Source organism: Mucilaginibacter limnophilus (assembly GCF_004005815.1).
Classification (GTDB): Bacteria; Bacteroidota; Bacteroidia; order Sphingobacteriales; family Sphingobacteriaceae; genus Mucilaginibacter; species Mucilaginibacter limnophilus.
The window spans coordinates 1-19,538 of sequence record NZ_SACK01000018.1; the positions used below are offsets into that span (position 1 = coordinate 1).

At 42.1% G+C, this 19,538-nt stretch carries 21 protein-coding genes; 8 read left to right on the forward strand and 13 right to left on the reverse strand.

From position 1 onward, the window contains the following. The first annotated feature begins 247 nt into the window (after nt 1–247). On the forward strand, nt 248–817 hold the full coding sequence (locus tag EOD41_RS20350) for a phosphatase PAP2 family protein (protein ID WP_127708688.1): 570 nt from the start codon (nt 248–250) through the stop codon (nt 815–817). Then, a complete protein-coding gene (locus EOD41_RS20355; protein ID WP_127708637.1) occupies nt 814–1,524 on the forward strand; it encodes a ZIP family metal transporter in 711 nt (236 codons plus the stop codon). Before EOD41_RS20350 ends, EOD41_RS20355 begins: the two co-directional genes overlap by 4 nt. Nucleotides 1,525–1,717: 193 nt before the next feature. On the opposite strand, the gene EOD41_RS20360 is transcribed toward EOD41_RS20355, so the two are convergent. The 10 genes from EOD41_RS20360 to nusB all read right to left on the reverse strand — a co-directional run bounded on the left by EOD41_RS20360 (nt 1,718) and on the right by nusB (nt 7,565). After that, nucleotides 1,718–2,107 carry a hypothetical protein gene (locus tag EOD41_RS20360; protein ID WP_127708640.1) on the reverse strand — a complete coding sequence of 130 codons (390 nt, stop codon included), beginning with the start codon at nt 2,105–2,107 and terminating at the stop codon, nt 1,718–1,720. A 294-nt stretch (nt 2,108–2,401) separates the two neighbouring features. Further along, nucleotides 2,402–2,524 carry a WapI family immunity protein gene (locus tag EOD41_RS21325; RefSeq protein ID WP_449406677.1) on the reverse strand — a complete coding sequence of 41 codons (123 nt, stop codon included), beginning with the start codon at nt 2,522–2,524 and terminating at the stop codon, nt 2,402–2,404. A 76-nt stretch (nt 2,525–2,600) separates the two neighbouring features. After that, nucleotides 2,601–3,050, reverse strand: coding sequence for a MarR family winged helix-turn-helix transcriptional regulator (locus EOD41_RS20365; protein ID WP_127708643.1), 450 nt, complete (start codon nt 3,048–3,050; stop codon nt 2,601–2,603). A gap of 35 nt (nt 3,051–3,085) precedes the next feature. Beyond that, nucleotides 3,086–3,244, reverse strand: coding sequence for a DUF5522 domain-containing protein (locus EOD41_RS20865; protein ID WP_164850014.1), 159 nt, complete (start codon nt 3,242–3,244; stop codon nt 3,086–3,088). Next, on the reverse strand, nt 3,244–4,182 hold the full coding sequence (locus EOD41_RS20370) for an MBL fold metallo-hydrolase (RefSeq protein WP_127708645.1): 939 nt from the start codon (nt 4,180–4,182) through the stop codon (nt 3,244–3,246). Before EOD41_RS20370 ends, EOD41_RS20865 begins: the two co-directional genes overlap by 1 nt. Beyond that, entirely contained in the window at nt 4,182–4,781 is a 600-nt protein-coding gene (gene coaE / locus EOD41_RS20375) for a dephospho-CoA kinase (protein WP_127708648.1), read from the reverse strand. The genes EOD41_RS20370 and coaE overlap by 1 nt, the downstream gene beginning before the upstream one ends. Further along, entirely contained in the window at nt 4,781–5,725 is a 945-nt protein-coding gene (locus EOD41_RS20380; RefSeq protein ID WP_127708651.1) for a YbbR-like domain-containing protein, read from the reverse strand. The genes coaE and EOD41_RS20380 overlap by 1 nt, the downstream gene beginning before the upstream one ends. 69 nt (nt 5,726–5,794) lie before the next feature. Beyond that, the gene (gene yajC, locus EOD41_RS20385; protein WP_127708654.1) at nt 5,795–6,085 is read right to left on the reverse strand and encodes a preprotein translocase subunit YajC; all 291 of its coding nucleotides are present in this window, start codon (nt 6,083–6,085) and stop codon (nt 5,795–5,797) included. Nucleotides 6,086–6,104: 19 nt separating this feature from the next. Further along, the gene (locus tag EOD41_RS20390; RefSeq protein WP_127708656.1) at nt 6,105–6,563 is read right to left on the reverse strand and encodes a DUF1573 domain-containing protein; all 459 of its coding nucleotides are present in this window, start codon (nt 6,561–6,563) and stop codon (nt 6,105–6,107) included. 54 nt (nt 6,564–6,617) lie between these two features. Further along, nucleotides 6,618–7,565, reverse strand: a complete 948-nt coding sequence (gene nusB, locus EOD41_RS20395; RefSeq protein WP_127708659.1) for a transcription antitermination factor NusB — start codon at nt 7,563–7,565, stop codon at nt 6,618–6,620. A gap of 222 nt (nt 7,566–7,787) precedes the next feature. Here nusB and EOD41_RS20400 point away from each other — a divergent pair, with 222 nt between their 5' ends. Together EOD41_RS20400 and EOD41_RS20405 are read left to right on the forward strand one after the other, a co-directional pair. Beyond that, nucleotides 7,788–9,572: an ABC transporter ATP-binding protein gene (locus EOD41_RS20400; protein WP_127708662.1), complete on the forward strand. Its 1,785-nt coding sequence runs from the start codon at nt 7,788–7,790 to the stop codon at nt 9,570–9,572. A gap of 129 nt (nt 9,573–9,701) precedes the next feature. Further along, complete coding sequence (locus EOD41_RS20405; RefSeq protein ID WP_127708665.1) at nt 9,702–10,022, forward strand: DUF3276 family protein; 321 nt, start codon at nt 9,702–9,704, stop codon at nt 10,020–10,022. A gap of 60 nt (nt 10,023–10,082) precedes the next feature. Here the strand turns inward: EOD41_RS20405 and mgtE are convergent, their stop codons facing one another. Continuing rightward, nucleotides 10,083–11,453 (reverse strand): magnesium transporter, encoded by a 1,371-nt coding sequence (mgtE, locus tag EOD41_RS20410; RefSeq protein ID WP_127708668.1) that lies wholly within the window; start codon nt 11,451–11,453, stop codon nt 10,083–10,085. 213 nt (nt 11,454–11,666) lie between these two features. Between mgtE and ychF the strand changes: the two genes are divergently transcribed. Further along, nucleotides 11,667–12,767, forward strand: a complete 1,101-nt coding sequence (gene ychF / locus EOD41_RS20415; protein ID WP_127708671.1) for a redox-regulated ATPase YchF — start codon at nt 11,667–11,669, stop codon at nt 12,765–12,767. A gap of 608 nt (nt 12,768–13,375) precedes the next feature. Here ychF and EOD41_RS20420 read toward each other — a convergent pair. Then, on the reverse strand, nt 13,376–13,864 hold the full coding sequence (locus tag EOD41_RS20420) for a hypothetical protein (RefSeq protein ID WP_127708674.1): 489 nt from the start codon (nt 13,862–13,864) through the stop codon (nt 13,376–13,378). Nucleotides 13,865–14,000: 136 nt separating this feature from the next. On the opposite strand from EOD41_RS20420, the gene EOD41_RS20425 reads away from it, so the two are divergent. From EOD41_RS20425 to fcl, 3 genes are all read left to right on the forward strand, one after another. After that, a complete protein-coding gene (locus EOD41_RS20425; RefSeq protein WP_127708677.1) occupies nt 14,001–15,767 on the forward strand; it encodes a DUF885 domain-containing protein in 1,767 nt (588 codons plus the stop codon). Nucleotides 15,768–16,020: 253 nt separating this feature from the next. Continuing rightward, nucleotides 16,021–17,136, forward strand: a complete 1,116-nt coding sequence (gene gmd, locus EOD41_RS20430) for a GDP-mannose 4,6-dehydratase (protein WP_127708680.1) — start codon at nt 16,021–16,023, stop codon at nt 17,134–17,136. 8 nt (nt 17,137–17,144) lie between these two features. Beyond that, nucleotides 17,145–18,095, forward strand: coding sequence for a GDP-L-fucose synthase (gene fcl, locus EOD41_RS20435; RefSeq protein WP_127708683.1), 951 nt, complete (start codon nt 17,145–17,147; stop codon nt 18,093–18,095). 519 nt (nt 18,096–18,614) lie between these two features. Here fcl and EOD41_RS20440 read toward each other — a convergent pair. Continuing rightward, the gene (locus tag EOD41_RS20440) at nt 18,615–19,433 is read right to left on the reverse strand and encodes a helix-turn-helix domain-containing protein (RefSeq protein WP_127708685.1); all 819 of its coding nucleotides are present in this window, start codon (nt 19,431–19,433) and stop codon (nt 18,615–18,617) included. Between the last annotated feature and the right edge of the window lie 105 nt (nt 19,434–19,538).

Below are 19,538 nucleotides of genomic sequence, written 5' to 3' on the forward strand. Positions count from 1 at the left end.
TTTCTTCACCGCCCAGCTGCCATAAGCCGATGTGAACTTTACAATATCTATCGGCGTTAGGCCCTCACCTGCCTCGCCCCCTATGGTACCCCGGATGCCCGAGATCGATTTTATTAGTGACATGTTTTATTTTGTGGGCGTAAAAGTAAAGATATTTAAACTTTGCTCTGTAAAATTAGTGTTGTTTTACGCCACAATTTAATGGCTATATTTGCGTCCGCATAAATCGCAGCAGCAAAGCATCAGCATGCCTGAACAACTTTTACAATTCGACCGGCACTTGTTCCATTTCATTAACCATGACATGGCAAACGCATTTTTCGATTTTGTGATGCCATGGCTGCGTAATGCCCGGTTCTGGATACCGCTATATGTGTTTATCGTGGTGTTTTGTATCTGGAAATTCAAGAAAACCGGAGCGATAATTATCATAATGCTGGCGCTTACCGCCGGTATTGCCGACTTTACCAGCGCAAGCATCATCAAGCCTGCAATTAAACGTGTACGCCCCTGCCGCGACCCGATAACGGCGCAAAATGATATTCCACGCATAGGCTGCGGAACCGGCTACAGCTTCCCATCCACCCATGCTACCGACCATTTTGCAATGGCCGCTTTTTTAAGTCTGGTTTTTGCACGCCGCTGGCGCTGGATATGGCTAACAAGCATGCTGTGGGCCGGTTTGATCAGTTTCGCACAGGTGTACGTAAGCGTACACTTCCCTATCGACGTTATGGGTGGCGCGTTGTACGGCATGATTGTCGGCTTCGCGATGGCTCTTTTATTTAAAAAATTACAACCCATCTTTTATCAATGAGCATCTGGCAAAGCATACTTCTTTTTTCGTGCGCGTTTTTTGGCGGCACAGCGGTTTTCCTGTTCAAAGGTACAAACCATAAAATGCTTAAGCTGGTGCTGTCGTTCAGCGGTGCATACTTATTCGGCATAACCGTACTGCACCTTATACCCGACGCTTACCACGGTCATGATAATCTTGTTGGTGTTTTCATCCTGATAGGATTTATCTTTCAAATTGTATTGGAACAGTTCAGCGACGGTATTGAGCACGGGCATATTCACAAACACAACCATAGCCATGTGGCTTTCCCGGTAGGCATTATGATAAGCCTGTGCCTGCACGCTTTTTTAGAAGGCATGCCCATTGCCGAAGGCCATCAGCACGAACTGGTATTCGGCATAGCGCTGCACCATATACCTGCCGCATTCGCGCTCGGCAGCGTTTTGGTGGCGCATCATCAAAGCAAAGCGCGTGTTGTGTTCTTCATCTCGCTATTCGCCATAATGGCGCCTGCAGGGTATTATGTAAGCATGGGATTAAGCAATGGCGATATCGGCAACCTGCAGCAATACTTTAACCGCATAATGGGTGTAGTAATTGGTATTTTCCTGCATATTTCGACTACTATACTATTTGAATCAAGCGCCGATCATAAGTTTAATTTGCGTAAAATGATAGCGGTATTAGTTGGAATTGGGATAGCGTTGGCGGGATTTTTGTTGTAGGCAGGCTATCCGGGGGCGGAAATTTAAGAAGTTCTGTTGCTAACTGATCAGACATAAGCCGCAGTTTTTCATCTGTAAATGCGCCTTCAACATAATATAGCACATCTTTCTTGCTGATTGAGGCAAAAGAGATTTTTGCAAGTCAAATATTATTATTGTCATTACTTACCCTGTGTAACAATCATTTACTTGATTAATCATTGTCGTAAAATATATCTCCACCGCATTCAAAGTAAATTGGTATAGTTTGATTATGACGATAAATCGTTGTAGTGTATTGCCCTTTAATTTTTACTACTGTATCACCTTCTATGAATAAATCATACTTCTCCAATAACCATGCGCTAGCATCAATAAATTTTATGTTTTCTTTTGTAATAGGATCATAACCTTTAAATTCAATGCTACGCCCCCCTTTACTTTTCTTCAGCAAAACAATATTACAGGCGTAGTTATCGCGGAAATTTTCTGCGTATGTTTTACACTTAAACGGTCTAAATGGGGAAAAAAAATATAATATAACTATAAAACCTGCTACCCCGATGACCCGGGCAGCTATTATAAAGCGTTGTTGTTTATCCATCTTTAATTGATATTTTAGGTTTTAAAAATCAATGAAATACATAGTGTGCTATGTCACTCATCCAAATAATTTTTACTTACACCTGCGTTCACTCCGACTCCTTCTCATAAGCCATACGACGTGATATTATATCCTTTCGTTCTTTCTAAGGTCTGAAGATTCTTTTAATATCTAATAAATGGAATGATATATTTGGTTCGATTAATATCAAAGAAGAGGCAACCTCTTTATTATTAGTACGATCAGTTAGCCATTTGATTATGGTTACAACTTCAGAGGTTAATAAAGAAGGATCTACAGTTTCCAATGCCCGCAATCAGACTTAACATTTAAGTAAATATTAAGCCAATCCGAATCCCAATCATCGGGTGTTGTAATATACGGAAACTTATAATTAACAATCTTTAGTTCAACAATTTGATCGTTAACGCCTTAAACAACATGCTTATGAGTTATTAAATTTGGAAATTGAACTTCCGGAATCGAAATAAAACTATCCTCTCAACTTATCCAGCAAATCGCTCAGTTGGCCGGCTTCTTGTTCGGTGAGGTGTTCTCTCAGGAATTCTTTGGTTTTGAATTCCTCATCCATTTTAGATAAGATTTTCAGGCCCTCGTCGCTTATTACGATGTCGACAGCGCGGCGGTCGCGGCTGTTGGTGCAGCGCGTAACAAGGCCTTTTTGTACCAGCCGGTCGACAATGCGTGACGCGTCGGACATTTTATCTATCATACGCTCCTTCAACAGGTTGATGGTGGCGGGTTTTGGGTGCTGCCCGCGTAATATACGCAGGATATTGAACTGCTGCGATGTAAGGTTATTTTTCTCGAAATGGCAGCGCAGAAAGTTGTTTATCCAACCATAGGTATAGGAAATATTGATCACCGCTTTGTGGTAATTATCCTCAAAATTAGTGCTTTGTATTTCGTCTTCTATCCGCATAGTTTATATAAAGTGCTGAACTGCAAATATGTTTATTATTTTTTTATTTGTTTAATTTCTTTTTCACCTGTATAATTCCATGGGCAATGCAGGCATTTATTTTTACAGCAATAGCCTCTTTTCAGGTGATATTCTTTTGTAAATACCATCAGGCCATCGGCATTAAAATAATAATCGATATTCTCGCGCAGCATCAGCCAAGCAATTTTACAACAATAGTATTGTTAAAATAGTTTTTTAGCCGGCTTCCGTCGCCGTGCAGTGTCCATACTTCACACGGTTTAACCTGTTTTATGGTTTCCAGGATATCGTTCCAGTCGGCATGGTCTGATATAAATAGTGTATCCTGGTTATTCACCTGCAGGTTTTTCCATCCAGAAGCAAAAAAACGCTTCACACCTGTAGCACGGCTGTAACTGTCAAAGGTAAAAGGTGGTACAATGTACACGTATTCCTTTTGCTCTTTCATCAGCTTGCGGCCATACAACTGGTATTTACCCGGACTATAACCAAATCTTTCGTAAACACCATTCAGCGGCATTATGCGATGATGTATCAAAATGGTTTTCTGCGGGAGATGGTCAGTTATCAAACGAATCAGCCGCTGACTTTTGCCCATCCCATACGCGCCCAGCATAATATTCAGCTTAACGTCGGCAAGTTTTTTTATTTCCTCTACAGGATTGGGATGCAGAATGTCCGGATTGGCAAAAGTACTTTCGGTGATCAGCACATCGGCGGTAACCCATTCAAGCGGTTCACAGGTAGCGTCAGACTGAAGCTTGTAATCACCGGTGTACAAATATTTTACTCCCCGGTATTCCATCAAAACCTGTGCTGATCCCAGCATATGTCCGGCAGAGATAAAAGTTATGCTAACCCCTTTTATACTGAACGACTGCCTGTACGGCACCATGTTGAACACTTTAGCGGCCATTTTAGCATACCGAAGCTGCATAAAGGCTGCCGTTGGTTCGGTACAATACACTTCGTTATTCCCGGCTATGGCGTGGTCGGCGTGGGCATGAGAGATAACCGCCGTTTTTACCGGCTGTAGCGGATCAAGATAAAAATCGCCATAACGGCAACAAAGGCCCTTATCATCAAAGCACAAAAAATCCTGTAAAATCATCAGCCTTTTACCAGTGATAAAATGGTTTGGTGAAGTGCCAGCACCTGCGGAATAACCAGTTGGGTGCCATCGTTATTTATAGTATAGTCGGCCAGTTTAATTTTTTCTTCTTCGGGCATCTGTCGGGCATTTCGGTTAGCGGCTTCTTCATGACTGATGTTATCCCGCTGCATTACACGCTGAAGGCGTGTTTCAAGCGGAGCCGTTACAATTATCGACTTATCACAAAGCTTGTACGAGCCGCTTTCAAACAATATCGCCGCTTCTTTTATCACATAAGGCACATCGTTATCAAACTGCTCCACCCATCTGTCAAACGCCCTGAATGTTGCCGGATGCACCAACGCGTTCAGCTTTTGCAGTCTTTCGGCATCATTAAAAACGATACCCGCAATATGTTTCCGGTTAAGGCTACCGTCGTCGAAATAAGCTTCAGTGCCAAACTCCTGTGTTACCCCTGCTATCAGCTCCTCATCGTTCAGCATCACTGTACGTGCAGCTTCATCGGCATAAAAAACAGGTACGCTAAGCACTTCAAAAACCTTTGCTACTGTGGTTTTACCACTACCAATATTGCCTGTAAGTCCTATTTTAAGCATTATTTTTTTATGATAAAATCCACTGTCGAGGGTTCAATCTTTACTATGCGGCAATACGGCGGCAGGCGGCGAAGTTTTACGGGCAATACGCTGTAACCCTTCTCCCATAAGCTAAGATCGGCAGTAGCTTCAAAAAACCCCTCGTCAATTACAGGATAATTGCTAAGCGATGTTACAAATGTTACCTTCACTTTCTGTGGAAGCAGCTTTACGTTATGGTAATTTTTGTTGTTGATCACCTTAACAGGTACCTGCACCACTTTTTCGGTAAATTCATCAACCGGCAAAGTTATCTGCACACTTTTAGGGTAAACGCTCATGTTTACTTCTTTTACGTTTTGCAATGGCAATTGGGTAACAGCTGTTTCTTTAAGCCTATCTACCTTTAGTGTATCAGTTTGCCATGAAGTAATCTTGCTTATGGCCTCTGCCGGGCCGCTAATGGTTACGTAATCAGGTTTAATGGCAATATCTCCTGATTGCGCATACTGCTGCTCGTACTTAACAGCCTTAACCAAACGTACAGGCACTTTTTTCACCGTACGTGTAGAAAAGTCGAAATAAAGTGTGTCCGGATCAAAAGTAACAATTTGACGATTGGGGGGCTGCTTTAAATTGATTTGGCGAAGCTGAGTGCTCAATACCACATAATTGCGCTTTTCAAGCGCACGCAGATCGACACTGACAGTATTATCATGATTATTAAAACGCGAAAAAAGCATTTGCCAGCCATTGCCCTGTATGGTGGCCTTTACAGTATCATTCTGTAATGAATGAAAGGCTCGCTTTTGAGGTGCGTTTTTATAAACGATAACTTTGGAAATAGTAAAATTATGCGGATTGGAAAGTACTGCAAACACCCATGCCACCATAGCCAGTACCAGGCAGCTTATAAATGCCGATACCCTGCGCCTTTCTGCCGGTGATAATTTTATAAGTGGCATGTGCTTTAAATTAAAATGCCGTTCAATTATTATTAACTGAACGGCACTATAAATTTAGTAAGTTTTTTGTTAAGATTTTGCAGGCGTGTTTAACGCTTTTGAAGCATCAAGCGAAATAGCTGTTTTATCAAACCTCATTTTCACACCACTTTCTACCTCAATTACAATGGTAGTATCAGCAACTTCAACTATCCTGCCATGCAGGCCGGCTGTGGTCACTACTTTATCACCTTTTTTTAACTCTTCAACGTATTTCTTTTGATCTTTCTGCTTTTTTATTTGTGGCCTTATCATGAAAAAATAAAACACCAATATGATGAGGCCCATCATAATTAAAGACTGCGTTTGCGAACCGCCCATAGCTATATTTATTTTGTTATTATTTTGAATTTGCGTCTTTTACAACCACTTCGCCGGTAAGGTGTACCTGTGTTTCGGCAGGTATTGTGTTGGCTGTAACTGTAATTGCTTTATCCTGAATGCCTTGTTTATGTGAGCTATCAAAGGTAACTTTTATTTTGCCTTTATCACCCGGCTTTACAGGTGTTTTAGGCCACTCGGGTACTGTACAACCGCAGCTTGCGTGCGCGGCTGATATCACTAACGGCGACTTACCTGTGTTGGTAAACTCGTAATCAAAGTTTACTTTTTCGCCTTCCTTCACCTTACCAAAATCATACGTTTGTACGGCAAACTGTATAACCGGCGCATTTGCCGAATCAACAGCCGCTACCGCGGTACTGTCGTTTGTGTCGCCTGAAGCAGTAGTAGTTTTATTTTGATTACATGCTGCCAATATCGTCGCGGTAGCTATTAAACTTAAAAATACCTTTTTCATTTTCAATTTATACGTTTAATAAATGGTTTAAGTGTGCTAAGTTATACTTAAACTTTACTCTATCAAACCACGGCCGGTTTTTTTGATTTTGTTGGCCGCTTTAAGCTCATTTAATATTTTATCAAGTATCCCGTTGATAAACGAATTACTTTTAGGCGTGCTGAATTCTTTTGATATTTCCAGGTACTCGTTTATGGTAACTTTTACCGGTACCGACGGAAAATACAGAAACTCGGTAAGTGCCATTTTCATTAACAGGGTATCCATCATGGCAATACGCTCGGGCTCCCAGTTTTGCGTTTTGGCGGCTATCAGTTGCTGGTGCTCATCTTCATGCCTTATGCACTCGTCAAACAACTTGGTTATAAACTCGCTGTCTTCATCCCAGTTACCTGTAACTTCAGCGAGCTTGTTTTCCTTGTAATTATCGCTCGAAAAATTTTTGAATGTCTTAGCTATCAGCGCCTGCAAAACATCTTTATCAACCGGCCAAACAATAAATTTATCTTCAAAAACCTGCTCGGCTAATGACGATTTCAAGATTACTTTTTTAAAGATGAATTTAATGATATCCTTATCGGTATGCAACGTATCGTCAGTTTTAGCAAGATAGTCTTTGTACTCCTGAGACGCTTTCAATACATTAAACAGCGTTTTTGATAACTCAGGTTCAAAATCCCAGCTGATTTTGTATTTTTTTACAGCAGTAATATATTCCTTATTCTCGTTTAACGACTGTATAAAGCGGTTGTTTAATATTTTCAGGTTGGGTTTTAAATCTTCAGCTGTAGGCAAATGCTTATTGGCGCGTTCTTCAGCATCGTTAGCGGCAAAACTTACCACTTCGTTAATGAGCGAAAGCATCCAGATATACATTTCGAATACTGAATCAACGCTTTTTATTAAATTTTTTTGATGTGTTTTGATGTCGCGGTTGCTCGACTGATGGTACGCATATAGCGACTGGAGTACTTTAACTCTTAAATGTCTTCTGTTTAACATTGTGTAAGAACGAATGTGGTTGAGTTTCCTTTAGTAAATGTGCTTGCGGCAAAAGTAGCTGTTTTTTTCATACTAATCAAGTTCATTTTAGCCATTGAGTATTTATGCATATTTATCTCATTGGTCATTAGTCATTGATCATTGGTTAACCAATGACTGATGTGTAAAAAATATACACCAATGACTATTGACTAATGACTAATGACTACTTTTGAAACTTCTATGAAACACCTGGCATACCTTAATAAGTTCTTTTATAAATACCGCTGGCGGTTAATACCGGGTGTATTATTTGTTGTAGCATCTAACATTTTTGGTGTGCTGCCTGCGCAGGTAATCCGTGTGGCATTCGATCTGGTAAGTGAAAATATTGATATGTATCGCTTGTATGCAGGCTTTAGCGAACAGCATGTTATATATGATGTTTTTGGCGCTGGTTTGCTACTGTTTGGTGCAATGGTGTTGGTGCTGGCGCTTATCAGAGGATTGTTTTTGTTCTTTATGCGGCAAACAATTATCCTGATGTCGCGGCATATTGAGTACGATCTAAAAAACGAGATCTATACCCATTATCAGGCACTTTCAATGGCGTTTTACCGCCGTCACAACACCGGCGACCTGATGAACCGTGTTACTGAAGACGTTAGCCGCGTGCGTATGTACCTTGGCCCCGGCATTATGTATTCGCTGAATACTGTAGTAATGTTTGTGCTGATTGTTTACGCTATGCTAACCGTTAATGTAAGGCTGGCCGTGTATTCAATATTACCTATGCCGATACTGGCCGCAGTTATTTACTATGTAAACAATCAGATAGAAAGCCGCAGCGAAAAGATACAGCAAAGGCTATCATCGCTTTCGGGCTTTGTGCAGGAAACATTTTCAGGTATACGAGTAGTAAAATCATACGTTCGCGAGGCGTATATCCGCAAAAATTTTGCTGCCGAAAGCGAGGACTACAAGACCCACTCAATGGGACTGGCTAAGGTGCAGGCCCTTTTCTATCCTATAATATTACTACTGGCAGGCTTAAGCGTAGTTATAGTGCTATATGTTGGCGGAACAGAGGTGATGCGCGGTAACATCAGCCCGGGTAACATTGCCGAGTTTATTGTGTACCTGAGCCAACTAATGTTTCCGGTGATGGCTTTAGGGTGGGTAACTTCGCTTACACAACGTGCGGCGGCATCGCAAAAGCGCATAAATGAGTTTCTGCACGAGCAGCCTGAAATAATATCGGTTAACGGCATCAAGAAAACAATTGACGGACGTATTGAGTTCAAAAACGTTTCGTTTACATACCCTGAAACCGGGATACAAGCGCTTAACGATGTTTCTTTTAATGTAGAGCCCGGGCAAATGCTCGCGATTATCGGCCGTACCGGATCAGGTAAATCAACCATAGCCAATCTGCTGATGCGCATGTATGACACTACCGGCGGGCAGGTGCTAATTGACGGCATACCCATACAACAAATCGACCTGAATAATTACCGCTCACAAACGGGTTTTGTACCTCAGGAAGTTTTCCTGTTTTCAGACACCATTGCCAACAACATTGCTTTCAGTACCGATATCCTGAACATGCCTGAAGTTGAACAGGCGGCTAAGGATGCCGCTGTATACAACAATATTGTTGAGCTAGAAAATGGCTTTCAAACATTGATCGGAGAGCGGGGCATTACCCTGTCGGGCGGGCAAAAGCAGCGGGTTTCTATCGCAAGGGCCATTATGAAACATCCGCAGGTGCTGGTGTTTGACGATTGCCTGTCGGCAGTTGATACCCGCACTGAAGAAGAAATATTGCAAAACCTTGGCCGGGTGATGAACGGCAAAACAAGCGTCATCATTTCGCACCGTATATCAACCATTAAAAACGCAGATAAAATAATTGTGCTTGACGAAGGACGAATTGTTGAGCAAGGCAACCATGATACCTTAATGGAACTTCAGGGGGCCTACCTTGCGCTTTATGAAAAGCAACTACTTGAAGAGGAAAGCGTATAACTAACCTGCCTATACAAATCTGTATTATAATTGTTTAAATAATTTGATATAATTATTACTAAAATAGTTGCAGATTGAAAATTTATTTATATTTATGCCAGTCAAAACTAAAACACAACGATTTTTAACATGGGAGATTTTGAAAACAGAGAGCGAGAAGAGGTTCATTCAAAGAAGGTAAGAGCAGGGAAAAGAACGTATTTTTTTGATGTTAAAGCTACCCGGTCAAACGACTATTACATTACCATAACCGAAAGCAAAAAACGCCTTGAAGATGGTGTTTTCATCAAACATAAAATTTTCTTATATAAAGAAGACTTTGAAAAGTTTGCTGAAGGCCTGAAAGAAACCGTTGATTACATCAAATCTCACCAGGAAGTTGTTGAAAAACGTTATGAATACAGCGAAACTTCTGAAATAGCAAAAGCCGACGACGATTTCTCTTTTTAATACGACAAAACTAACCCGTTATACTAAAATGTAAACCCTGCCTGTGCAGGGTTTTTTGTTTTACAGCATTATCCCCTTCAGCAATATTACTGCTATTGAAAAATAAATAACCAGGCCGGTAACGTCAACCAAAGTAGCTACAAACGGCGCTGATGATGTAGCCGGGTCGGCGCCAAGTTTTTTAAGCAGGATGGGTAGCATTGAACCTGTAAGCGATCCCCACAGTACCACTCCAATAAGCGTTACCCCTACCGTTAAGCCTACAAGCACCCAATGTGTACCATAAATGTCAGAGAACAAGGTCCATACGTATATCCGCAGGAAACCAATAATGCCGAGGGTAACACCCAGCATTAGTCCGGCCAATAGTTCACGGCGCATTACGCGCCACCAGTCTGATAGGGTAACCTCACCCAGTGCCATAGCCTGTATAATAAGGGTTGATGCCTGCGAACCGCTGTTGCCGCCACTGGAAATTATTAACGGGATAAATAATGCCAGTACAACCGCCTTTTGAATTGCGTCTTCAAAAAATCCCATTGCGCTTGCCGTAAGCATTTCACCTAAAAATAATATCACCAGCCAACCAACACGTTTTTTAAACAGTGTGAACAGCGGCACGTCAAGGTATGGCTCGTCAAGTGCTTCGGTACCACCAATCTTTTGTATATCTTCGGTATATTCTTCGTTAGCTATCCAGAGAATATCGTCAACTGTTACAATGCCCAGTAATACATTTTCATCGTCAATCACTGGAAGCGCCACCCGGTTGTTCATCCTGAAAGTATTGATAGCTTCTTCCTGCGGATCATTAGCGTGCAGGGCTATAAGCCGTCCGTCCATTAGTTCGCTAACGCTGGTTTCAGGCTTTACTAAGAGGATTTCCCTTATACGGATATCATCAAGCAGTACACGGTTGTTATCAACCACGTAGATTACGTCAATAGTTTCGGAGTTTTTACCAAACCGGCGGATGTGCGATAAAACACGCGCTACATCCCAATCTTTTTTAACGGCGATGTAATCGGGCGTCATCAAACGGCCAACACTGTCCTCTTCGTAGCCCAGTAGTTTTATGGCCTCTTTACGGTCGGCAGGCGGAAGGTGCAATATCAGTTTGGCAACCGCATCGCCATGCAGTTCGCTAAAAAGTGATGTACGGTCGTCGGGCGGAAGTTCTTTTATCAGTTCAGCAACACGCTCACCTGATATTTTGCGGATAATACGCTCCTGCTTTGGAAAATCAAGTATCCTGAAAACATTTACTGCGCGGTTAAGTGTCAGTATCTCAATAAACTTAGGACCATGTTCGGGAAATTCGTCTATCAGTGCTTCAACATCTGATATATTCAGGTTGTTCAAGTATTCCTGCAGGGCGGTGTTATCATCCTGCTCAAGTAACATTTCTACCTGCTCAACCATTTCTTCCATAGGCTCCCCGCGTTTACATATTTAACTGTAGTTATAACGATTTTCGGGGGCAAAAGTCGTTTATTTTTTCAAAATACCCCAATTTTTTTATGTTATCTTTGCGCGAAAATTGGTTGAGTGGTTTATTGTGTTGATTAAGTGAATGGTGTGTTTTTAACTATCCTTATAACCTAATCAACAACTCACCCAATCAACATAATCAACATAAAATAAATGGGTTTACAATGTGGTATAGTGGGTTTGCCAAATGTGGGTAAATCAACTCTTTTTAATTGCTTATCAAACGCTAAGGCGCAGGCCGCCAACTTTCCGTTTTGTACTATTGAGCCAAACGTTGGCGTAATTACCGTGCCCGACGAGCGGCTTACCAAGCTTACCGAACTGGTAAACCCTAAAAATGTGGTGCCAAACGTTATCGAGATAGTTGATATTGCTGGCCTGGTTAAAGGTGCCAGCAAAGGCGAAGGTTTGGGTAACCAGTTCCTTGCCAACATCCGCGCTACCAACGCTATTATCCACGTACTGCGTTGCTTTGATAATGATAACGTAATACATGTTGACGGCAGCGTTGACCCTATCCGCGATAAAGAGATTATTGATACCGAACTTCAGTTGAAAGATCTTGAATCAATTGAGAAAAAGATTCAAAAGATAGAGAAGGCTGCAAAGGTAGGTAACGATAAAGAAGCCAAAAAAGCTTTTGAAGTATTAACTGTTTACAAAAACCACCTGCTTGAAGGCAAATCGGCACGTACTGCCCCTGTTGCCGAAGAGGACAAGGAATATATTGCCGATATATGGCTGCTTACCGTAAAACCGGTAATGTATGTTTGTAATGTTGGCGAAGATGACGTGAACACCGGTAACGCTTATGTTGAGCGTGTGCGCGAGGTGGCAAAAGAAGAGAACGCCGAAGTGCTGATCATATCAGCTAAAATAGAATCAGAGATCGCTGAGTTGGAAAGCTACGAAGAACGCCAGATGTTTCTGGACGACCTTGGGCTAACCGAATCGGGCGTTAACAAATTGATAAAAGCGGCGTACAAGCTGCTCAACCTGGCTACTTACTTCACTGCTGGTGTGCAGGAAGTTCGCGCGTGGACTATCACCCAGGGTTTTACCGCGCCGCAGGCAGCAGGCGTTATCCACACCGATTTTGAAAAAGGTTTTATCCGTGCTGAAGTAATAAAATATAAAGACTTTGTGCATTATGGCTCGGAAGCCGCCTGTAAAGAAGCCGGCAAATTAAGCGTTGAGGGCAAAACCTATGTTGTTGAAGATGGTGATATAATGCATTTCCGCTTTAATGTTTAGATTTTAGAATCAAGAGTTAAGATTCAAAAATTAAGATAGAAAAGCTGCCTGTGAGGGTGGCTTTTTTGTTTGGAGATTGGTGGGGTTGCATGTGTTAACGGTCAACAGGATCAACACCTTTCAACACTGTCAAGATTTTGGCAGTATTATTTTTTTTTTGGCGCTTGTTAGGAATGGGATGTGCAGTATTTAACGTTAGTGGATGTTCTTCTTTCTTTTGCCGGAAAAAGGAAAAGTAACCAAAAAGAAACCTCGCGACTGCGCACTGCCGACCAATATTACTGCTATAGCACTGCCTGTACCGATCCGGCATTACAATGCTGCCTCCTTACCCTAAGCTTACATTAAGGGGTTGTCCCGACTCTTTTATTTGTTCAGCAAAACATACCTCCTCGCAGGCCAACTACCCGGCTACGTTTGCTGCGGCACCTTTGTGCGGTTTTCTATAAACATTATTATTATTAGGTTAGATGTTGAAACAAGTTCAGCATCTAACGTGCAAGGTAAACTTGTATTGTAAATCTTGAAATAAGTTAGGGATAACCTTAGAAAGGTAAAGAAATCTGTATAATCCTTATATAAAGCGAATCGGTGATTCAGACAACCGGCTACAACACCTTTTCTAGCCTGCCCTGCTGATTAGCTGCTATCAGTTTCTCAAGACGTTTGGTTAGCAGCACTATATTCTCGTCCTTATTAGCATAATTTAAAACCTGTTTCATGGCCTCTACCGAAATCTTGGCTTCATCTTTAACGTCAGGGTTACGCAGTTGAAAGCGGGTAAGCGCGGCCATGTACATGTCGGTAAGTTCAGGGTCACCGTCAAAGTTGGCGGTCACATCTTCGTCAATCATAAACGTGTAAGTTGGCGTGCCGTCCATCCAGCGGTTCAGGAACGATGCGGCGCGCAAGCGGTTCTCATCGTCAGTAATAAAAGGAGTCTCAAACAGGTAGTCGGCCACCTGCAGGGCAATGGCGTCGGCTTCTTCACAGCCCTCCTCTGTTTTAAGATCGTAGCGGTATAGTGGTGGTAATGTTTGCGCAAATGAACTTACAGCAGCAAACATGGCAATAATAACGACAAGCAACTTTTTCATAACCCGGATGATTAATGGATACTGTTTAGACAAATTTACAGCTATATGGTTTAATTTATAGTGTAACTATTTTACGCCCGGCGTATCAAATAATTTTATAATTTCTTATCCGCTGTTGCTTAACTTCACACCCAATATGAAACTCACCTCACTCCTGCCCGCGGCCCTGGTGCTTTGCCTGTCGCCTTTCGCGGTACTTGCGCAAGCTCCGGCCCATAACTGGGTTAAAATATCTGATAAGTACACCGATATGCTTATCGAACTGGATAAAAAATATTCTCCGGAATACGGCTCGTCGCAAGGCCTTGCCGAATACGATTCGCTGATAGGCGTACCAACTCTCGCCAATCAACAAGCTGAACGAAAAGACAGAGAAGCGTTGATGAAACAATACACTGCCGCACTGAAAGCCGAGAAGCTGAAACCAGTGCAACAGGACCTGAACATTCTGATTAAACAACTTAACCTGGGCTTTCGTCAGCAGGATTACTCGTTAAAGCATAAAGTACCCTTTTATAACGCAACCACTATGGTTTATGAAGGGCTGGAGATACTGCTTGACGAGCAAACCGACTCGTCGCGCCGCGGTGCCGTAATTACCCGTTTGAAAAAATATACAGGCATTGACAAAGGCTACCGTCCGCTTACCGCCATTTTAAAGGAACGCGTTCAGCAGCAAATGGCTAAACCCGGGGTTACATATCCATCCAAACAGAAAATGGAAGCCGAGCTTAGCCGCAATCAAAGTGTGATTGACGGCATCGCCGAATTATGCGAAAAATACAAGCTGCAAGGCTGGGAAGAACCATACAACCTGCTAAAGAAACAACTGACTGACTATGATAATTGGACGCGCGACAATGTACTTGCGAAAGCACGTACAGATTTTCGCCTGCCGGCAGAAGAGTATGCACTCGAGTTGGAAGGCTATGGAATCGATATACCGCCTGCAGAGGTAGCTAAAATGGCGCATCAGGCATTTATTGATATACAAAACGAAATGAAGCCGATTGCTGCGCAGATAGCCAAACAACGCAACTTGCCATCGGCCGATTACCGTGATGTGATACGCGAATTAAAGAAAGCGCAGGTACATGGCGACAGCATCATGCCGCTATATGCCCGCACGCTTAAAGGTATCGAAGACATCATTCGTACACAGCAACTGGTAACCTTACCTGCCCGACCTGCAATTATCCGCCTGGCCACTGCTGCCGAAACCGCCCAGCGCCCTGCACCTTACATGATGCCACCGCCTTTTTTGAATAACACAGGCCAGCGTGGTGTATTTGTGTTGCCGATGAACATGCCGCCTGCACCAGGCGAAAAAGAAGCGTTAAAGTATGATGATTTTACATTCGAGGCCGCATCATGGACGTTAACCGCGCACGAAGCACGCCCCGGCCATGAACTTCAGTTTGATAAAATGGTAGAGGAAGGCGTATCAAAAGCGCGATCGCTTTATGCCTTTAATTCGGTTAACGCCGAAGGCTGGGGCTTGTATGCCGAATACATCACTCGGCCATACATGCCGCTTGAGGGCCAGCTAATATCGCTTGATTACCGCCTGCTTCGTGCCGCGCGCGCTTTTTTGGACCCTGAACTGCAGGCAGGCACCCTCACACAACAACAAGCTACGGATGTGCTGCTTAATGACGTAGTGCAATCGCGCGCCATGGCACAGCAGGAAGTGGAGCGATACGCCAACCGTATGCCGGGACAGGCCAATAGCTACTTTTATGGATATACTAAAATGATTGCCTTACGGAAAGATACCGAAAAAGCCTTAGGAAGTAAATTCAGTACAATTAAGTTTCATGATTTCATCTTGTCGCAGGGATTGTTATCTCCTGCTCTGATACGTGAAGCAGTGATGACAGAGTTTGTGCCCTTAAACAAGTGATATCGTATAGCGTTTAGTTGAAAAAACAATTTATTAACAAAAAACAAATCGGCACTTAACAAATAATATCGCATTTATAAGGCCATTTCATTGAAAAATTTATTGCATAATGGGTATTTCAATTATAATTCTTATATTTATGCCGTAAAAGTATTTTGCATTATTTAAGTTTACTTAAACAAACAATCACAACTAAAAGATAAATCAATCACCCGGAAATATACCCGGCAGACGTATATTTATACAAAAACACATGGGAAAAAAAGCTTTAATTACAGGGATAACCGGCCAGGATGGTGCATACCTTACCGAACTATTATTAAGCAAAGGTTACGAAGTGCATGGCATAAAACGCCGCAGTTCGTTATTTAATACCGACAGGATTGACCACCTTTACCAGGACCCTCATGAGGCTAACAGAAATTTGGTTTTACATTATGGAGACCTTAGCGATTCAACTAATCTGATCCGCATTATACAACAGGTTCAGCCTGATGAAATTTATAATCTGGGTGCAATGTCGCATGTAAAAGTAAGCTTTGACACACCTGAATACACAGCCAACGCCGATGGCATTGGTACTCTGCGTATATTAGAAGCTATACGTATTTTAGGTTTAACTGAAAAAACAAAAATATACCAGGCATCAACATCTGAGCTTTACGGTTTGGTACAGGCTGTTCCGCAAAGCGAAACCACGCCTTTCTACCCACGTTCACCATACGCTGTAGCTAAAATGTATGCTTACTGGATCACCGTTAACTACCGCGAAGCTTATGGCATGTTCGCTTGCAACGGTATCCTGTTTAACCATGAAAGCCCGCTGCGTGGCGAAACTTTCGTAACACGTAAAATCACCCGCGGTACTGCAAAAATCGCTATGGGTCTGCAAGATAAATTATACCTGGGTAACCTTGACGCACAACGCGACTGGGGGCATGCCAAAGATTATGTTGAGGCAATGTACCTGATTCTTCAGCAAGAAAAACCAGAGGATTTTGTAATTGCAACAGGCGTTACTACGCGTGTACGCGAGTTTGTACGTATGGCTTTTGCAGAAACCGGCATCATCATTGAATTTAAAGGTGAAGGTTCTGATGAGAAAGGTTATGTAGTTAGCTGCGACAACCCTGACTATCAGTTACCTGTTGGTAAAGAAGTTGTTGCTGTTGACCCTAAATACTTCAGGCCTACAGAAGTTGACCTGTTAATAGGTGATCCTACAAAATCACAAACTTTACTTGGCTGGAAACCGAAATACGATTTGCAAGGCTTAGTTAAAGAGATGGTTGCTGCCGACCTTGAACTGTTTGAAAGAGAAAAACTTTTAAGGGATTCTGGCTACGTGATCAAAAATCAGTTCGAATAATATCTTCAATGGATAAAAACGATAAAATATACATTGCCGGTCACCGAGGTATGGTTGGTTCGGCCATACATCGCAAGCTGCAAAAAGAGGGATACAGCAATTTTGTATTCCGTACTTCAAATGAGCTTGACCTGCGCGATCAGCAACAGGTAGCAGCTTTTTTTGCTGAAGAAAAGCCTGATATTGTTTTCCTCGCAGCTGCCAAAGTGGGCGGTATTGTAGCCAACAATACCTACCGTGCCGAGTTTTTGTACGATAATTTGCAGATACAAAATAACATCATTCACCAGTCATACCTCAACGGTGTAAAAAAACTGATGTTTTTAGGATCAAGCTGTATTTATCCAAAATTGGCTCCCCAGCCGTTAAAAGAGGATTATCTGCTGACCGGTCCGCTGGAAATAACCAACGAACCCTACGCGATAGCAAAAATTGCAGGTATTAAAATGTGCGACGCATACCGTGCGCAATACGGCTGCAATTACATATCGGTAATGCCAACTAACCTGTACGGTTACAACGATAACTACCACCCTGAAAATTCGCACGTGCTGCCGGCATTAATCCGCCGCTTCCACGAAGCAAAAGAGCAGGATTTACCATCGGTAACAATATGGGGCACCGGCTCGCCAAAACGCGAGTTTCTGTTTGCAGACGATTTGGCCGACGCCTGCTACTACCTGATGCAAAACTTCAACGAAGAAGGTTTGGTAAACATAGGCACCGGCGAAGACATATCAATCGCTGACCTTGCCCAACTGGTTAAAAAAACCGTAGGCTTTGAAGGCATCATCAAATTTGACACCACCAAACCCGATGGTACCCCACGGAAACTAATGGACGTAAGCAAACTCCACAGTCAGGGCTGGAAACACACTATTGAGTTGGAAGAAGGTATATCGTTAGCTTATCAGGATTTTGTGGAGAAGCAGTTGGTGAGGGGGGAAATACAAACATAACCAAGGGGCGAAAAGCCCCTTTTTCATTAGCGGCGGTGAAGAGCGGCGGTTTTATCATTTAGCGCTAAATAGTATATTTGCCGCATTGTTCCCGTAGTTCAACGGATAGAATGTCAGATTCCGGTACGAATAATTAGCGCAGTAAAAATGTTTAGTAATCAAGAACTTACGATACATTCTATAATTCTTGTAAAACATTTGTAAAACAATAATTATTTTTTTTATAAAGTAGTAGATCTGCAGTGAGGAAAAGTTGATGGCGCGAATGATTAGTCGACTGTGATAAATTAGGCATGTAGAAAGCTTACCTTATACCATGTTTGGACGAGGGTTCGAATCCCTCTGACTCCACTAAAAACGGCGATTTTGACACAAAAATCGCCGTTTTTTATTTGACAAAACTTGAAAATTTCAATTTCCGAACTTGGGAATAAATCAGTTTGTTAAACAATTGTTAAACATTGGAAACAATTATTGTAACAAACTTATATTGCTTACTTGCGATTTCTAAGATTAGTATCATTGATCTAAAGCGCGTTGTTTCTTTATTTTCTGACAGTAGTTCGAAAAATGGCTTTCATCACTGAAACCAAATTCTACTGCTATCTGCTTGTTATTCAATTTCCCGATTTTTAACCTTTTTTCAATCAGGCTCCAGCGATACTGGTGAAAATAAGTACGATAACTTACCCCGAAATTACGCTTGAAGTATGCCCCAAAGTAAGTTGGTGAAATATTGAAATAAGATGCTATAACATCAATCCGACACTTTTGAGGATCGTAAATATTTTGATGGATATAATTGAGCAACTGGTGCTTATCAAATCCGGAAGCAACATGGAGTCCACTGATTATCCTCAGCGACTGTTGGATGAGCCCGAATACGGATAATATCTGGAAATACACAAACCCAGAAGTACTTAAGTCAGTCGAATCTTTATAATCAGTAATAGCCTGCATAGCCGTCTTTAAAGATTTCGCGGCTTTTATGTCAAACCCTAACTTCTGTTCTTTCAAGGCATGTGCCTGCATGATCACCTGCGGAATGATTGGTAACCCGTTGGGCGAAGGGTTTGAAAAATTGAAATAATCGTCAGTAAACTTAACCACTACAAATCTGGTGGGCTCATCAACTTCAAAATGATGTTGGTCATCCGGTGACATCAGGAACAGGTCGCCATCCTCGTAAATAATAAAATTATTGTTTAACAAGTGCACGCCTTTTCCATGTGCAATGTATATGATTTCAAAGTAAGTGTGCCTATGCGGCTCAAACAGGTAGGTATCGGTCACATATTCATTCACAACTAATGGGTCGAACTGTCTGAAAGTAGGCATGCTCTAAAGTTACAAGTCAATAACCGAATTGTTCAACTTTTGAGTTATTGTTTTACGGACCTTTGTTGTCTATCTCGAAATATATGAATACACCATCCTCATTCA

What these genes read in the sequence shown, in the direction of transcription:
- EOD41_RS20350 (WP_127708688.1), top strand. Translation starts at nt 248, where the DNA reads ATGCCTGAACAACTTTTACAATTCGACCGGCACTTGTTCCATTTCATT.
- EOD41_RS20355 (WP_127708637.1), top strand. Translation starts at nt 814, where the DNA reads ATGAGCATCTGGCAAAGCATACTTCTTTTTTCGTGCGCGTTTTTTGGC.
- EOD41_RS20360 (WP_127708640.1), bottom strand. Translation starts at nt 2,107, where the DNA reads ATGGATAAACAACAACGCTTTATAATAGCTGCCCGGGTCATCGGGGTA.
- EOD41_RS20365 (WP_127708643.1), bottom strand. Translation starts at nt 3,050, where the DNA reads ATGCGGATAGAAGACGAAATACAAAGCACTAATTTTGAGGATAATTAC.
- EOD41_RS20865 (WP_164850014.1), bottom strand. Translation starts at nt 3,244, where the DNA reads ATGCTGCGCGAGAATATCGATTATTATTTTAATGCCGATGGCCTGATG.
- EOD41_RS20370 (WP_127708645.1), bottom strand. Translation starts at nt 4,182, where the DNA reads ATGATTTTACAGGATTTTTTGTGCTTTGATGATAAGGGCCTTTGTTGC.
- coaE (WP_127708648.1), bottom strand. Translation starts at nt 4,781, where the DNA reads ATGCTTAAAATAGGACTTACAGGCAATATTGGTAGTGGTAAAACCACA.
- EOD41_RS20380 (WP_127708651.1), bottom strand. Translation starts at nt 5,725, where the DNA reads ATGCCACTTATAAAATTATCACCGGCAGAAAGGCGCAGGGTATCGGCA.
- yajC (WP_127708654.1), bottom strand. Translation starts at nt 6,085, where the DNA reads ATGGGCGGTTCGCAAACGCAGTCTTTAATTATGATGGGCCTCATCATA.
- EOD41_RS20390 (WP_127708656.1), bottom strand. Translation starts at nt 6,563, where the DNA reads ATGAAAAAGGTATTTTTAAGTTTAATAGCTACCGCGACGATATTGGCA.
- nusB (WP_127708659.1), bottom strand. Translation starts at nt 7,565, where the DNA reads ATGTTAAACAGAAGACATTTAAGAGTTAAAGTACTCCAGTCGCTATAT.
- EOD41_RS20400 (WP_127708662.1), top strand. Translation starts at nt 7,788, where the DNA reads ATGAAACACCTGGCATACCTTAATAAGTTCTTTTATAAATACCGCTGG.
- EOD41_RS20405 (WP_127708665.1), top strand. Translation starts at nt 9,702, where the DNA reads ATGGGAGATTTTGAAAACAGAGAGCGAGAAGAGGTTCATTCAAAGAAG.
- mgtE (WP_127708668.1), bottom strand. Translation starts at nt 11,453, where the DNA reads ATGGAAGAAATGGTTGAGCAGGTAGAAATGTTACTTGAGCAGGATGAT.
- ychF (WP_127708671.1), top strand. Translation starts at nt 11,667, where the DNA reads ATGGGTTTACAATGTGGTATAGTGGGTTTGCCAAATGTGGGTAAATCA.
- EOD41_RS20420 (WP_127708674.1), bottom strand. Translation starts at nt 13,864, where the DNA reads ATGAAAAAGTTGCTTGTCGTTATTATTGCCATGTTTGCTGCTGTAAGT.
- EOD41_RS20425 (WP_127708677.1), top strand. Translation starts at nt 14,001, where the DNA reads ATGAAACTCACCTCACTCCTGCCCGCGGCCCTGGTGCTTTGCCTGTCG.
- gmd (WP_127708680.1), top strand. Translation starts at nt 16,021, where the DNA reads ATGGGAAAAAAAGCTTTAATTACAGGGATAACCGGCCAGGATGGTGCA.
- fcl (WP_127708683.1), top strand. Translation starts at nt 17,145, where the DNA reads ATGGATAAAAACGATAAAATATACATTGCCGGTCACCGAGGTATGGTT.
- EOD41_RS20440 (WP_127708685.1), bottom strand. Translation starts at nt 19,433, where the DNA reads ATGCCTACTTTCAGACAGTTCGACCCATTAGTTGTGAATGAATATGTG.